Origin of the sequence: Niveibacterium terrae (assembly GCF_048213115.1) — a bacterium.
GTDB lineage: Bacteria > Pseudomonadota > Gammaproteobacteria > Burkholderiales > Rhodocyclaceae > Niveibacterium > Niveibacterium terrae.
In genome coordinates, this window is sequence record NZ_CP172404.1 from 769,094 (window position 1) to 783,969 (window position 14,876).

A 14,876-nucleotide genomic window follows, 5' to 3' on the forward strand; every position below is an offset into this window, starting at 1 on the left:
GCGCATCTCAGAAAAGATATGGCTCAGAAACTGATACAAGGTGTGCGCGGGATGCACGACATCCTGCCCGACGAGGCCGAGCGCTGGGAAGTGTTCGAAGAACTGGTGCGCGGTTGGCTGCACGATTACGGCTATCGCCCGATTCGTACCCCGATCCTCGAGTTCACGCCGCTCTTCGTGCGCGGGGTTGGTGAGCACACCGACATCGTCGAGAAGGAAATGTACGCGTTCGAGGACAAGCTCAACGGCGATGCGCTGGTGCTGCGCCCGGAAGGGACGGCTTCGTGCGTGCGCGCGGTGCTCGAACACAATCTGCTCAACGCGCACGGACCGCAGCGGCTCTACTACCACGGGCCGATGTTCCGCCATGAGCGGCCGCAGAAGGGCAGGCAGCGCCAGTTTCACCAGTTCGGCATCGAAGCTTTCGGCTACAGCGGTCCGGATATCGACGCCGAGCACATCGTGATGCTGCACCGGCTCTGGTGCGATCTCGGGCTCGAAGAGGACATTCGCCTGGAGCTGAACTCGCTCGGTTCCAGTGACGAGCGGGCTGCTCACCGCCAGGCGTTGATCGCCTATTTCGAGGCGAATGCCGAACAGCTCGATGAGGATGCGAAAAGGCGCCTCTATACGAATCCGCTGCGCATTCTCGACACGAAGAATCCCGATCTTCAGGCGATCGTCGAAGCGGCACCAAAAATGCTCGACTACCTTGGCGAGGAGTCGCGAGCACATTTTGAAGGAGTTCAGAGTCTGTTGCGCGACGCGGCGATCCCGTTCAGTATCAACCCGCGCCTCGTGCGGGGACTGGACTATTACAACCGGACCGTGTTCGAATGGGTGACCGACAAGCTCGGAGCCCAGGCGACGGTCTGCGGCGGAGGCCGTTACGACGGCCTCGTCGAGCAGCTGGGCGGCAAACCGACGCCCGCCTGCGGTTTCGGTATGGGCATCGAGCGTCTGATGCTGCTGTGGGATGAAGTCCAGGGTGAGGCGGAAGTGGCTGGCCCCGACCTCTATATCGTCCACCAGGGCGAGAAGGCCGGAAGCTATGCCTTCCGCCTGGCCGAACAGCTGCGCGACTACGGTTTCTCGGTCGTGCTGCACTGCGGTGGTGGCAGTTTCAAGGCTCAGATGAAGAAGGCGGATGCTTCCGGTGCGACGGTCGCGGTCGTGATCGGCGATGACGAAGTGGCCGCCGAAGAAGTGACTTTCAAACTCCTGCGGGAAGGGGGCGAGCAGCGCCGCGTTCCCGCCGCACAAATCGGCGAGATTCTCGCCGCTCAGCTCTACAACGTGGAAGAAGAAGATGGCAGCGTTTGACCTCGAAGAACAGGAACAATTGGCCTCGATGAAGGCTTGGTGGGAAAAGTGGGGCAACCCGATCACTGCGATTGTCGTCGCGATCGCTCTGGTGGTGCTGGGGTGGCGCGGCTGGACCTGGTACTCGGCACGCAAGGCTGACGAAGCCAGCAACATCTATTCGATGCTGCTGGTCGCGGCGGAGAAGAACGACATTCAGAAGGTGCGTGAGGCTTCCGGCATCCTGGCCGAGAAGTACTCCGGTACCAGCTATGCGGACCTCTCGGCGCTTATGGCTGCCCAGATCCAGTCCGAAGCCGGTGACAAGGCGAGCGCGAAGACCAAGCTCAAGTGGGCCGCCGAGAAGGCAAATGATCCGCTGATGCGCGATCTCGCCCGCCTGCGCCTTGCCGCGCTGCTGCTCGATGAAAAGGCCTTCGATGAAGCGCTCAAGCAGCTGTCGGTGAAGCCGGCGCCCTCGTTCGCAGTCCGTTATGCGGATATGCGCGGCGATGTGCTCAGCCTGCAAGGCAAGAAAGTCGAAGCCCGGGCGGCCTACAAGGAAGCGCTCGATGCGGTCATCGCCGACAAGAATTCTTCGCCGGCCATGCGCGGTCTGCTCGAGCTGAAGATCGACGCGCTTGGGGACGCATGATGGGATTTCGTCGTCTGGCCCTGATCTTTGCTCTGCCCCTGGCGCTGGGCGCCTGTTCGTCGCTGAAGTTCTGGGGGAAATCGACTCCCGAAGGGATGGCGGAACTCAAACCCCTGGTCAGTCCGCTGAACCTGGAATTTGCCTGGCACGGAAGCGTCGGCAAGAATCAGGATCGCCTGCTGCAAGCAGCGATCGTCGGCGACTCGGTGATCGCGGCCGGGGCGGACGGCGAAATTACACGTTTCGAGGATGGCAAGCGCGTCTGGCGCGTCGATGCCCGCAAGAATCTGACGGCGGGAATTGGCGCCGGCGACAACCTGGTCGTGGTTGCGGCCCGCAATACCGTGCTTGCCTTCGATGTGAAGACCGGCGCTGCGCTGTGGAAGACCGACCTTGTCGGCGAGGTTTCGGCCCGTCCGCTCGTCGATGGCGACCAGGTTTATCTTCGGGTCGGGGATTCGCGGATCGTCTCGCTCGCCTCGTCCGACGGTCGGCAGCGCTGGAGCTACCAGCGCACGACACCGCCGCTGTCGCTGCGCACCTTCAACGAGCTGCGCCGGATGGATGCCTATCTGTTCGGCGGCTTCTCGGGCGGGCGTCTGGTCGCCATTTCGACCAACAGTGGTCAGCTGGTCTGGGAAGGCTCGGTGGCGCTGCCGCGCGGCGCGACCGAACTCGAGCGCATGGCTGACGTTGTCGGCGCTCCGGTGGCCCAGGGCAAGCTGCTCTGCGCCGCTTCGTTTCAGGGGCGGGTGACCTGCTTCGACGTGACACGCGGTGCGGCGGTCTGGGGGCGCGATCTTTCGACTTCGGTCGGGATAGACGCGGATTCCTCGCAGGTCTTCGCGACCGACGAGCGCGGTGTGGTTCATGCTCTGGATATCGAAACCGGAGCCAGCCTGTGGAAACAGGAGGGCTTGGTGCTGCGCGGGACGGGACGTCCTCTGGTGCTCGAAGACCACATCGTGGTCGGCGATGCCGAGGGCTGGATACATGTACTGGACAAGAAGGATGGGCGCATCGTCGGGCGGATCAAGACCGACGGTTCGGCCATCCAGGCGCCGCTGGAGCGCACCGGGGACGGGCTGATCGCCCTGACCCGCGACGGTGGTTTGTTTTCGTTGAAATTACGCTGAGGGTCTGATTTGAATCCAACGCTCGTTCTGGTCGGTCGCCCCAATGTCGGCAAGTCGACGCTCTTCAACCGTCTGACTCGAACCCGGGACGCCCTGGTGGCCGACATGCCCGGTCTGACCCGCGACCGTCACTACGGGATCGGGCGGCTGGGCCCGCGCCCCTACTTCGTCGTCGACACCGGGGGCCTCGAGCCCGCGGCCAAGGTCGGCATCCTCGCCCATATGGCGCGCCAGGCCGATCAGGCGATCGCCGAGGCGGACGCTCTGCTCTTTCTCGTCGATGGCAGGTCCGGCATCACGCCCCAGGACAAGGAGATCGCCAATCGCCTGAGGCGGACCGGGCGACCCGTACACCTCGTCATCAACAAGGGCGAGGGGATCAATCAGGTGATCGCTTCCGCCGATTTCCACGAGCTGGGTTTCGGCCAGGGGAGCGTGATCTCTGCTTCTCACGGCGATGGTGTCGGCGATCTGCTCGATGAGGTTCTCGGTGCCTTTCCGCTCGAAGCGGAAGGCGAGGGGGCTGATGAGCAAGGGCCGCGGGTTGCGATCATCGGCCGCCCCAACGTCGGCAAGTCGACGCTGATCAACGCGCTGCTCGGCGAGGATCGGGTTATCGCCTTCGACATGCCCGGAACGACCCGGGATGCGATTTCGATCCCGTTCGAACGCGACGGCAAGCACTACACGATGATCGATACCGCTGGTCTGCGGCGGCGCGGCAAGGTCTTTGAGGCGATCGAGAAGTTCTCGGTCATCAAGACGCTGCAGGCGATCGAGCAGGCCAATGTCGTGATCCTGGTGCTCGATGCGAGTCAGGACATCTCGGAGCAGGACGCCCATATCGCCGGCTTCGCGCTCGAAAACGGTCGGGCAATGGTCGTCGCGATCAACAAGTGGGACGCCGTCGACGACTACCGTCGCGACATGCTCAAGATGGATCTGGGGCGCAAGCTCAATTTCCTGTCTTGGGCCAGGTTCCACTACATCTCGGCCAAGGCCGGGCAGGGGATCAGCGCGCTGATGACTTCGGTTGACGGCGCTTACTCCGCGGCGATGACGAATCTGCCGACGCCCAAGCTGACTCGCGTGCTGGGCGCCGCGGTGCTCAAGCAGGCGCCTCCCCGCCATGCCAGCATTCGTCCCAAGATGCGCTACGCGCACCAGGGGGGCACCAACCCTCCGGTCGTCGTGATTCACGGCAATGCGCTCGAGTACATCCCGAGTTCCTACCAGCGTTATCTGGAGCACGCCTTCGTTGAGGCGTTCAAGCTGCAAGGCACTCCATTGCGGATACAATTCAAGAGCACGCGCAACCCCTTTTCCGGGAACTGATGACCCGGCGACGCAGCACCCCCCGGAGCCTCACCGGGGCAAACCATAAAACAGAAGGATTTTCACGATGAGCAATAAAGGGCAACTACTACAAGACCCGTTCCTGAACACGCTGCGCCGTGAGCATGTGCCGGTCTCGATCTATCTGGTCAACGGCATCAAGCTCCAGGGGCAGGTCGAATCCTTCGATCAATACGTCGTTCTGCTCAAGAATACGGTGACCCAGATGGTCTATAAGCACGCCATTTCAACCGTCGTTCCTGCTCGCCCCGTCACCATTGCGGTGGATCAGGGAGAAAAGCAGGATTGATGGACTATTGCAGCGGCCGCATGGGCCGGGGTCTCCATGCTTGAGAGACCCGAATCCGGCGACCGGGCGATCATCGTCCAGATCGATTTCGGCGAAGCCGGGCAGGATGAGCGGCTCGCCGAAATCACGCTGCTGGCGCAGAGCGCGGGGGCCCAAGTGCTCTCCTGCGTGCAGGCCAGAAGGCGGGCCCCCGATCCCGCGCTGTTCATCGGCAGTGGTAAAGCCGAAGAGATCGCTTCGCTGCGCAACGCGCTCGATGCCGACCTGATCCTCTTCAACCACGAATTGTCCGCCGGCCAGCAGCGCAATCTTGAGAAGGCGCTGCACTGCCGCGTCGTCGACCGCAACAGCCTGATCCTCGACATCTTCGCCCAGCGCGCGCGCAGCCACGAAGGCAAGCTGCAGGTCGAACTCGCACAGCTCGAACACCTCGCAACCCGCCTCGTGCGCGGCTGGACCCACCTCGAACGCCAGAAGGGCGGCATCGGTCTGCGCGGCCCTGGCGAGAAGCAGCTCGAAACCGACCGCCGCCTGCTCGGCGTGCGCGTCAAGCTGCTCAAGGAGCGGCTCAAGCAGTTCGAGAAACAGCGCAAGACGCGGCGCCGCGCGCGTGAGCGCCGCGACGTGCCGACCGTCTCGCTGGTCGGCTATACGAATGCCGGCAAGTCCACGCTGTTCAATGCGCTGACCAAGGCCGGCGCCTATGCCGCGGATCAGCTTTTCGCGACGCTCGATACGACTTCGCGCCGCGTCTTCCTCGGTTCGGGGACGGTCGTGCTGTCCGATACGGTCGGCTTCATCCGCGATCTGCCGCACTCGCTGGTTGCTGCCTTCCATGCGACGCTCGAAGAGACGGCCAGTGCGGATCTGCTGCTGCACGTTGTCGATGCGGCGAGCGAAGACCGCGAAAGCCAGATCGATGTCGTCAATCGGGTGCTTGCCGAGATCGGCGCCGCCGATGTGCCGCAGATCCTCGTCATGAACAAGATCGACGCGACCGATGCCGAGCCGAAAGTGGAGCGGGGCGGCTGTGATAACATCGACCGTGTTTTTGTCAGCGCGCGAACCGGGGCCGGTCTGGCCCAGTTGCGTGAACTACTCGCCGAGACCTTGCTTGCCAGCAAGGTCCAAGAGCCATCCGATCAATAGCCCGAACGGTCATTCGCATGCTCATTCCGGGAATTCTCATGTCCATCAATGATCCTCGCTGGGGAAACAAGTCCGGCGACGACGATAGAGGCGACAAGCAAGGGCCTCCCGATCTCGAAGAACTCTGGCGCGACGTCAATCGCCGCCTCGCCGGCCTGTTCGGCAAGGGCGACGGCGGCGGCCCGGACGGAGGGGCGAAGAGTCCGCGGCAGATCGGCGGCGGCCTCGGCCTGATCGTCGGCGTCATAGTCGCGCTGTGGCTGGCGAGCGGTTTCTACATCGTCGATGCGAGCCAACGCGGCGTCGTGCTGCGTTTCGGCAAGTTCCTGCAGACGACCGAAGCGGGTCTGCGCTGGCGCCTGCCGTATCCGATCGAGACGCACGAACTGGTGAACCTCTCCGGGGTGCGTACCGTCGAGATCGGTTATCGCGGCAGCGAAAAGAACAAGGTTCCCAACGAAGCGCTGATGTTGACCGACGACGAGAACATCGTGAACATCCAGTTCGCGGTTCAGTACGTCCTGAAGGATCCGCAGCAGTTCCTGTTCAACAACCGCGACCCGGACACCAGCGTGGTCCAGGCGGCTGAATCGGCGATCCGCGAGATCGTCGGCAAGAGCCGGATGGACTTCGTGCTCTACGAAGGGCGCGAGCAGATCGCCGTCAGCGCCGCTCAGTTGATGCAGCAGATCCTCGATCGCTACGATACTGGCGTGCTGATCAGCAAGGTCACGATGCAGAACGCGCAGCCTCCCGAACAGGTTCAGGCCGCCTTCGATGATGCGGTCAAGGCGGGGCAGGACAGGGAAAGGCAGAAGAGCGAAGGTCAGGCCTATGCGAACGACGTGATCCCGAAAGCCCGGGGAACGGCGGCACGGCTGATCGAGGAATCCAACGGCTATGCGGCTCGCGTCGTCGCGAATGCCGAAGGTGACGCCTCGCGCTTCAAGAGCGTCGTCACCGAATACGCGAAGGCGCCGGAAGTGACGCGCCAGCGCATGTATATCGATACGATGCAGCAGATCTTCTCCAGCACGACCAAGGTCATGGTCGATGCGAAGGGTAACGGAAATCTGCTCTATCTGCCGCTGGACAAGCTGATGCAGCAGACCGCCGCTCAGAACAGCCCGGCCCAGGCGGAAGTCCCTCCGGCGCGCCCCAGCACTCCGGCCGCCGCGGTCGAGACGCAGTCTCCGCCGAAAGTGGATGTTCCCGGGACGGCGGATTATCGCAGCCGCGAAGCGATGCGCTCGCGTGAACGGGGAGATCGCTGATGCGTGAACGTCTGCCATTTTTTGCGGGGATCGTGCTGGTCATCATCGCGGCGCTTTCGATGACGATGTTCACGGTCGATCAGCGTCAGAGCGCGATTGTTTTCCAGCTCGGTGAAATGGTCCGCGAGGTTGATTCTCCGGGGCTCTATGTGAAGGTTCCGATGCTGCAGAACGTGCGCTATTTCGACAAGCGCATCCTGACCTTCGAGACGACCGAGCCTGAGCGCTTCATCACCAGCGAAAAGAAGAACGTGCTCGTCGACTGGTTCGTCAAATGGCGGATCGTCGACTCGCGCCTCTACTACATGTCCGTTCAGGGTGATGAGGCGAGGGCGAAGACTCGCCTCGAACAGACGGTCAATGCGGGACTGCGCGAGGAGTTCGGCAAGCGGACCGTTCATGAAGTCGTCTCCGGCGAACGCGAGAAGATCATGGCGAAGATGCGCGACAAGGCGGATCTGGATTCGCGCAAGATTGGCGTCCATATCGTCGATGTCCGCGTCAAACGGGTCGAGCTGACCAGTGAGGTCAGTGAAGCGGTCTATCGCCGGATGGAAGCCGAGCGCAAGCGGGTCGCCAATGAACTGCGCTCGCAGGGCGCGGCCGATGCCGAGAAGATTCGCGCCGACGCCGATCGCCAGCGCGAAGTGATCGTTGCCGAAGCCTATCGCGATGCCCAGAAGACCAAGGGTGAAGGCGACGCCAAGGCGACTGCGATTTATTCGGATGCCTTCAGCCGCAACCCCGAGTTCTATTCCTTCTATCGCAGCCTCGAAGCGTATCGGCAGAGTTTCAAGAGCCGCAGCGACGTATTGGTCGTCGATCCCAATACCGAGTTCTTCCGCTATTTCCACGGCGGGGCAGGCGCTCCCGCCAAGGGCGGCAGGCATAAGTAAATGGGGAAGCTGTTGATTTCGGCCTTCGCGCTGATGTTGGTGCTCGAAGGCCTGCTTCCCTTTGCCGCGCCCGCCGCGTGGCGCAAAACGATGCTGAGAGTCGCGGAACTGGCTGAAGGCCAGATCCGCTTCATCGGCCTGAGCTCGATACTGGTCGGGCTGATTTTGCTTGTTTTCTTTTTCTGAGTCTGCCAATGGCTTCGCCACGCTGGGTTTTGCCTGACCACTTTGAAGACGCGCTTCCCGAGGAAGCGATCCGGCTAGAGACACTGCGTCACCGCATCCTCGACGAGTTCCGTCGTCATGGCTTTCAGCTCGTGATGCCGCCCTTGATCGAATATGTCGAATCCCTGCTGTCGGGGTCCGGCAAGGAGATGAGCGAGCACACTTTCCGGATGGCCGATCCGTATTCGGGCCGGGTGCTGGGGTTGCGCGCCGACATCACGCCGCAGGTGACGCGGATCGATGCTCACCTCTTGAATCGCAAGGGGGTGACCCGGCTCTGCTATGGCGCGAGCGTCGTGCGCACGAAGCCGCGTTCGCTGCTTGCAAGCCGCCAGCCTCTGCAGGTCGGCGCCGAGATCTTCGGTCACGCCGGTGTCGAGGCGGATATCGAAGTGATCCGCCTGCTTGCGCGCACGCTCGAAGTGGCCGGAGTTGGCGCGAGCCGGATCGACATCGGTCACGTCGGCCTGTTCCATGCGATCGCGCGCCTCGCCGGCGTCACCGGGGACGCCGAGCGGGAACTGTTCGCGGTGCTGCAGAACAAGGCGGTCCCGGACCTCGAGCAGATCGCGGCGAACGTCGAAGAGCCGGCGCGCAGCGCGCTGCGCGCACTGCCCCTGCTCTACGGGGGCGCCGAAGTACTGGCTCGGGCGCGCAAGCTTCTGCCTGCGGATCCGACCATCCTCGCCGCGCTCGACGAGCTCGATGCGGTTGCCGCCGCTTTCCCCGATTTGCCGCTTTCCTTCGATCTGGCGGATCTGCGCGGTTACGACTATCACAGCGGGCTGGTATTCGCCGCTTTCTGCGGCACGTCGCCCGCGGCGGTCGCCTACGGCGGTCGCTATGACGAAGTGGGGCGGGCCTTCGGTCGCGCTCGACCGGCGACCGGTTTTAGCGTCAACGATCTGCGCGATCTGCTGGCTCGGGATCATGAAGCGACCGGAATGCGGGCAATTCTCGCGCCGGTCCACGGTGATGCCGATCTCGCCAGCGTGATCATGGCCCTGCGTTCCGCGGGCGAAGTGGTGATCCAGGAACTGCCCGGCCATCCGGGGACGTGGCAGGAAGCCGGTTGCGACCGGAAACTGATTTTGCGGGACGGCCGTTGGGTGACCGTTTCGCTCCAGGGAGATTGAACATGGCAAGAAACGTCGTCGTCGTCGGCACCCAGTGGGGTGACGAAGGCAAGGGCAAGGTCGTCGACTGGCTGACCGATCACGCTCAGGGTGTTGTCCGCTTTCAGGGCGGCCACAACGCCGGCCACACGCTGGTCATCAAGGGCAAGAAGACCGCGCTGAACCTGATTCCGTCCGGTGTGATGCGCCCGGGCGTGCGCTGCTACATTGGCAATGGCGTCGTGCTGAACGCCGAGCACCTGCTTATCGAGATCGACAAGCTCGAAGCGGGTGGCCTCGAAGTGAGCTCGCGGATCATGGTCAGCGAAGGCTGCCCGCTGATCCTGCCCTACCATCAGAAGCTCGATCTCGCGCGCGAAGCCAAGCGCGGCGCCGCGAAGATCGGCACGACCGGCAAGGGCATCGGCCCGACCTATGAAGACAAGGTTGCCCGTCGGGCGCTGCGCGTCCTCGACCTGTTCTATCCGGAAGTGTTCGCCGAGAAGCTGCGCGAGAACCTCGACTACCACAACTTTGTGCTGACCCGGTATTTCGGTGGCGAAGCGGTGGATTTCCAGGCGAGCTTCGATGCTGCGATGACCAGTGCTCAGCGCGTCCTGCCTCTGGTCGGAGATGTGTCCGCGGCGCTGCATGCGGTCAATCGCCGTGGCGAAAACCTGCTCTTCGAAGGCGCCCAGGGTTCGCTGCTCGACGTCGATCACGGCACCTACCCGTTCGTGACTTCGAGCAACTGCGTTGCCGGCGCGGCATCGGCCGGAGCCGGTGTTGGCCCGAATATGCTGCACTACATCCTCGGGATCACGAAGGCCTATACGACCCGAGTCGGAGCCGGTCCTTTCCCGAGCGAACTCGATATCGAAACCGAGGGTTCGATCGGTCATCACCTGTCCACGGTCGGCTGCGAGCGCGGCACCGTGACGGGCCGGGTGCGTCGTTGCGGCTGGTTTGATGCCGCGCTGCTCAAGCGCTCGATCCAGATCAACGGTGTGTCGGGGCTGTGCATCACCAAGCTCGACGTGCTCGACGGAATCGAAGAGCTGCAGCTGTGTGTCGGCTATCGTTTGGACGGCAAGCTGATCGATCTGTTGCCGATTGGCGCGGATAGAGTTTCCCGTTGCGAGCCGGTCTATGAGACGATGCCGGGCTGGAAGGAAAAGACTTTCGGAATCAAGACTTACGATCAGCTGCCCGCGAATGCGCGTGCTTATCTGAAGCGTATCGAAGAAGTGTGCGGAGTTCCGGTCGACATGATTTCGACGGGCCCCGACCGCGAAGAAACCATCGTGCTTCGTCATCCGTTCAAGGGCTGACAGAGCATTCCGCCAGGACGCGCTCCGCGTCCTGGCTTCCCGGATTCCCGAGTGAAATCAGACAAAATTAGCCAGGCGCAAATAAAAAAAGCCAACTCCGAAGAGTTGGCTTTTAGCGAAATTCTTGGTGCCCAGGAGAGGACTCGAACCTCCACACCTTGCGGCACTAGTACCTGAAACTAGCGCGTCTACCAATTTCGCCACCTGGGCATCCGCTGCTTCAGCAGCAGCGAGAAGTAGAATTATATATAGAGGATTTTAATTGTCAACAGCTCCAAGAAAAAAAATCGAAGCTCCGTCCGCAGCCAGCGCCAAGCCGGCAGCGAAACCCAGGGCGGCAACGAAAGCCAAGGCCTCCGCAGCGGCCAAACCGCTCGACGCCGAAGTGAAGGCGACGTCGCCCGCGACGGCCACGCCAGCGCCAGCGGCAAAGCGCAGCCCGGCCAAGGCCCGGGCTGCTGCGAAGCCCAAGACTGGCGAAAAGACGGCGCTTGCCTCTCAAGCCACCCCGGCTGACAAGCCCAAGGCTGCGGAAAAACCCAGGACGGCGGCCAAGCCCAAGGCTACAGCCAAAGCCAAGACGGTGACCAAGACTACGGCCAAGCCTGGGGCAGCAGCCAAGCCCAAGGCCACCGAAGAGCCCAAGAAGACGGCCAAGCCCGAGGCCGAAACCGCGATCAAGCCCTCGACTCAGGCAAAGCCCGGGCGTGCCCAAAAAGCCCGGGAGCCCAGTGCAGCCACTCCCGATGCCGGGACTGTGCCGGAAAAAACCACGACGAAGCGCCGCGCAGCCGCGAAACCCGCCAGCCAGGAAGTCGTCCAGGCGGTGGTGAGCGACAAGCCAGCCGTTCCGCCCAAGTCCTCCGCCAAGCCCGAGTCCGCTGCGAAACCCGCGCCTGAGAAGGCCACGAAGCCGGCCAAGGCTCCCAAGCTCACGAAGATCCGCCGCGCCGACCCCTTCATCGAACGCGAGCTCGCGAAATACGAATACCCGCTGCCCAGCCGCGAATATGTGCTGCAGGTGCTGACCGAGCGGGGCGTGCCGATGAGCGGCGAGGAACTGGCAGCAAGTCTCGACATCCGCGAGGACGAGGAGGAGTTCTTCTCCCGCCGCCTCAAGGCGATGGAACGCGATGGTCAGCTGATGCGCAACCGGCGCGACGCCTACATCCTTCCCGACCGCGCCAATCTGATTCCGGGCAAGGTTGAAGGCCACCCCGACGGTTTCGGCTTCCTGAAGCCCGATGACGGCAGCGCCGACCTCTTCCTCGGCCCGCGCGAGATGAAGCAGGTCCTGCATGGTGACCGCGCCCTGGTGCGGATCAGCGGCACCGACTTCAAGGGAAGGCGCGAAGCGCGGATCGTCGAAGTTCTGGAGCGGGCCAACGATCACCTGGTCGGCCGCGTCGTCGTCGAGCACGGCATCTCCTACGTCGTGCCCGAGAATCGCCGCATCAACCAGGAGATCCTGCTGGCGCGCCCCGCGCGTGCCAAGTTGCCTGAAGCGGGCAAGGTCGTCACGGTTCAGATCATCCAGCAGCCCAGCCGGACGGCCCAGCCCATCGGCAAGGTCACCGAAGTGCTCGGCTCCTATGCCGACCCCGGCATGGAGATCGAGATCGCGCTGCGCAAGCACGATCTGCCTTTTGAGTTCTCCAGCCAGGCCAAGGCCCAGACCCAGCGCATCCCCGATGCGGTGCGCCCGGACGACTTGAGCGGGCGCGAGGACATTCGCGCTCTGCCTCTGGTCACGATCGATGGCGAGACCGCGCGCGACTTCGACGATGCGGTGCTCGCTGAGCGGGTCGGCAAAGGCTGGCGCCTCCTCGTCGCGATCGCCGACGTCAGTCACTATGTGACGGTCGCGAGCGCGCTGGACAAGGATGCCTACGACCGGGGCAATTCGGTCTATTTCCCGCGCCGGGTCATCCCGATGCTGCCGGAGAAGCTGTCGAATGGCCTCTGTTCGCTGAACCCGAACGTCGACAGGCTCTGCATGGTCTGCGACATGGCCGTGTCGGCGACCGGCAAGATCCAGCGCTATCGCTTCTATCCGGCCGTGATGCACTCGAAGGCGAGGCTGACCTATACGAAGGTCGCGGCCGCGCTCTACGAGCAGGATGAGGCGGTGCGCCGCGAACTCGCTCCCGTTCTGCCCCAGCTCGAAGTGCTCAACGAAGTGTTTCGCGTGCTGCTCAAGGCCAGAGCCCGGCGCGGCGCGATCGACTTCGAGACCACCGAAACGAAGATGGTGTTCAACGATCAGGGCAAGATCGAAAAGATCGTGCAGGAGACGCGCAATGACGCGCACCGGCTGATCGAGGAATGCATGCTCGCCGCGAACGTCTGTGCGTCCGAGTTCCTCGAGTTCAACGAGCAGCCCGCGCTCTACCGGATCCACGAAGGCCCCAGCGCCGAGAAACTCGAAAAGCTTCGCGTCTTCCTCGGCGAGTTCGGTCTCGACCTGGGCGGTGGCGATGACCCGGCGACTTCGGATTTCGCGCGCCTGATCGAGAAGATCAAGGGGCGACCCGACAAACAGCTGCTGCAGACCGTGATGCTGCGTTCGATGCGCCAGGCGATGTACTGCCCGGATAACGTTGGCCACTTCGGCCTTGCCTATGATGCCTATACGCACTTCACGTCGCCGATCCGCCGTTACCCGGATCTGCTCGTGCATCGGGCGATCAAGGCTGTGCTCGCTCGCCAGAGCGGACGCCCGGGCAAGGCGGCCGCCGCGCTCGAAGGCATCGATCTGGACGAAATGGGTACGCACTGTTCCGCGACCGAACGGCGCGCCGACGAAGCGACGCGTGATGTCGAAGCCTGGCTCAAGTGCTTCTTCATGCAGGACCGGATCGGAGAAGAGTTCGAAGGCAGCGTATCGGCTGCCGTGCCTTTCGGCATCTTCGTGACTCTGGACGAGGTGTTCGTCGATGGCCTGGTCCATATCTCCGAGCTGGGTTCCGACTATTTCCACTTCGACGACACGCGCCACGAGCTGCTCGGCGAGCGGACCGGCCAGCGCTTCCGCCTTGCCGACCGGGTCAAGGTCCAGATCGTCCGCGTCGATCTCGAATCGCGCCGGATCGACTTCCGGCTCATCGCCGCAACGCCCGCGGCAACGCAGCGCAGCGGCAAGACGGCCAGGGATGCGGCCCGCAAACCGGAGCACGATGAGGCGGACGAGCCGCTGAGCTGGCGTGAGGTTCAGGGGCTCAAGGACGGTCCGCGGCCGGCCCCGGCGCGGAGCAAGCGTGGAGCCCAGCCCGGCAAAGCTGCGTTAGAATCCCGCCCCTCCAAACCGGCGGGAAAGCGTGCGCCGGGAAAGGCCTCTACACACAGGGGCAAGGCGCCCAAGGCCCATGCCCGCAAAAAAGGAGAAAGTCGTGGCTGAGTCACGCTATATCCACGGCTTCCACGCGGTCGCAGCGAAGCTGCGCCATGACCCGGAAGCGGTACTCGAAATCTTCATCGACGCCAAACGCGCCGATGCGCGCGCGAAGGATCTGATCGCGCGGGCCGAACTGGCCGAAGTCAAGTTGCACCCCATCGACGGCCCCAGGCTGGACGGCATGGCCGGAACTCACCGCCATCAGGGAGTCGTGGCCCGGATCGACGGCCGGCAGAAGGTCTTGAGAGTCGAGGACGTGCTCGAAGGTCTGACCGAGCCGGCTCTGCTTCTGGTGCTGGACGGAGTGACCGATCCGCACAACCTCGGCGCCGCGCTGCGGGTCGCCGACGGGGCTGGGGCGCACGCGGTGATCGCGCCGAAGGATCGCTCGGTAGGCCTCAATGCGACCGCGATGAAAGTCGCGAGCGGCGCTGCAGACACGGTGCCCTACATCACCGTGACTAACCTCGCCCGCTGTCTGCGCGAGCTGCAGGACGCCGGAATCTGGTGCGTCGGCGCGGCCGGGGAGACCGACAAGGATCTGTATTCGATCGACCAGCGTGGCCCTCTGGCCTGGGTATTGGGCGCCGAAGGAGACGGTTTGCGCCGGCTCACGCGCGAGACCTGCGATGAGCTTGCGAAGATCCCGATGTACGGTTCGGTCGAGAGCCTGAACGTGTCGGTCGCGAGCGGGATCTGTCTGTTCGAGGCCAGACGCCAGCGTGCGCTGCCACGCTGAGGTTTTTCGCCGCCT

13 protein-coding genes and 1 tRNA gene are annotated in these 14,876 nt (G+C 63.4%); 13 read left to right on the plus strand and 1 reads right to left on the minus strand.

The window, feature by feature from the left end:
- The first annotated feature begins 18 nt into the window (after nucleotides 1–18).
- The 11 genes from hisS (at nucleotide 19) to ACHFB9_RS03675 (ending at nucleotide 10,728) form a co-directional block, all read left to right on the plus strand.
- The gene (gene hisS, locus ACHFB9_RS03625; protein ID WP_417069620.1) at nucleotides 19–1,323 is read left to right on the plus strand and encodes a histidine--tRNA ligase; all 1,305 of its coding nucleotides are present in this window, start codon (nucleotides 19–21) and stop codon (nucleotides 1,321–1,323) included.
- On the plus strand, nucleotides 1,310–1,957 hold the full coding sequence (locus ACHFB9_RS03630; protein WP_417069621.1) for a YfgM family protein: 648 nt from the start codon (nucleotides 1,310–1,312) through the stop codon (nucleotides 1,955–1,957). Before hisS ends, ACHFB9_RS03630 begins: the two co-directional genes overlap by 14 nt.
- Nucleotides 1,957–3,093, plus strand: coding sequence for an outer membrane protein assembly factor BamB (gene bamB / locus ACHFB9_RS03635; RefSeq protein WP_417069622.1), 1,137 nt, complete (start codon nucleotides 1,957–1,959; stop codon nucleotides 3,091–3,093). Before ACHFB9_RS03630 ends, bamB begins: the two co-directional genes overlap by 1 nt.
- Before the next feature lie 9 nt (nucleotides 3,094–3,102).
- Nucleotides 3,103–4,428, plus strand: coding sequence for a ribosome biogenesis GTPase Der (der, locus tag ACHFB9_RS03640; RefSeq protein WP_417069623.1), 1,326 nt, complete (start codon nucleotides 3,103–3,105; stop codon nucleotides 4,426–4,428).
- A 67-nt stretch (nucleotides 4,429–4,495) separates the two neighbouring features.
- Complete coding sequence (gene hfq, locus ACHFB9_RS03645) at nucleotides 4,496–4,738, plus strand: RNA chaperone Hfq (protein WP_417069624.1); 243 nt, start codon at nucleotides 4,496–4,498, stop codon at nucleotides 4,736–4,738.
- A gap of 36 nt (nucleotides 4,739–4,774) precedes the next feature.
- Nucleotides 4,775–5,887: a GTPase HflX gene (gene hflX, locus ACHFB9_RS03650; RefSeq protein ID WP_417069625.1), complete on the plus strand. Its 1,113-nt coding sequence runs from the start codon at nucleotides 4,775–4,777 to the stop codon at nucleotides 5,885–5,887.
- 38 nt (nucleotides 5,888–5,925) lie between these two features.
- Nucleotides 5,926–7,161, plus strand: coding sequence for an FtsH protease activity modulator HflK (gene hflK / locus ACHFB9_RS03655; protein WP_417069626.1), 1,236 nt, complete (start codon nucleotides 5,926–5,928; stop codon nucleotides 7,159–7,161).
- Nucleotides 7,161–8,057, plus strand: coding sequence for a protease modulator HflC (hflC, locus tag ACHFB9_RS03660; protein ID WP_417069627.1), 897 nt, complete (start codon nucleotides 7,161–7,163; stop codon nucleotides 8,055–8,057). The genes hflK and hflC overlap by 1 nt, the downstream gene beginning before the upstream one ends.
- Nucleotides 8,058–8,243: a DUF2065 domain-containing protein gene (locus ACHFB9_RS03665; protein ID WP_417069628.1), complete on the plus strand. Its 186-nt coding sequence runs from the start codon at nucleotides 8,058–8,060 to the stop codon at nucleotides 8,241–8,243.
- Between the two features lie 8 nt (nucleotides 8,244–8,251).
- Entirely contained in the window at nucleotides 8,252–9,418 is a 1,167-nt protein-coding gene (locus ACHFB9_RS03670) for an ATP phosphoribosyltransferase regulatory subunit (RefSeq protein ID WP_417069629.1), read from the plus strand.
- A 2-nt stretch (nucleotides 9,419–9,420) separates the two neighbouring features.
- The gene (locus tag ACHFB9_RS03675; RefSeq protein ID WP_417069630.1) at nucleotides 9,421–10,728 is read left to right on the plus strand and encodes an adenylosuccinate synthase; all 1,308 of its coding nucleotides are present in this window, start codon (nucleotides 9,421–9,423) and stop codon (nucleotides 10,726–10,728) included.
- 125 nt (nucleotides 10,729–10,853) lie between these two features.
- Here ACHFB9_RS03675 and ACHFB9_RS03680 read toward each other — a convergent pair.
- A tRNA-Leu gene (locus ACHFB9_RS03680) sits at nucleotides 10,854–10,938 on the minus strand.
- An 835-nt stretch (nucleotides 10,939–11,773) separates the two neighbouring features.
- On the opposite strand from ACHFB9_RS03680, the gene rnr reads away from it, so the two are divergent.
- The gene (gene rnr / locus ACHFB9_RS03685; RefSeq protein ID WP_417071325.1) at nucleotides 11,774–14,125 is read left to right on the plus strand and encodes a ribonuclease R; all 2,352 of its coding nucleotides are present in this window, start codon (nucleotides 11,774–11,776) and stop codon (nucleotides 14,123–14,125) included.
- Complete coding sequence (gene rlmB, locus ACHFB9_RS03690) at nucleotides 14,094–14,861, plus strand: 23S rRNA (guanosine(2251)-2'-O)-methyltransferase RlmB (protein WP_417069631.1); 768 nt, start codon at nucleotides 14,094–14,096, stop codon at nucleotides 14,859–14,861. Before rnr ends, rlmB begins: the two co-directional genes overlap by 32 nt.
- The last annotated feature ends 15 nt before the right edge of the window (nucleotides 14,862–14,876 follow it).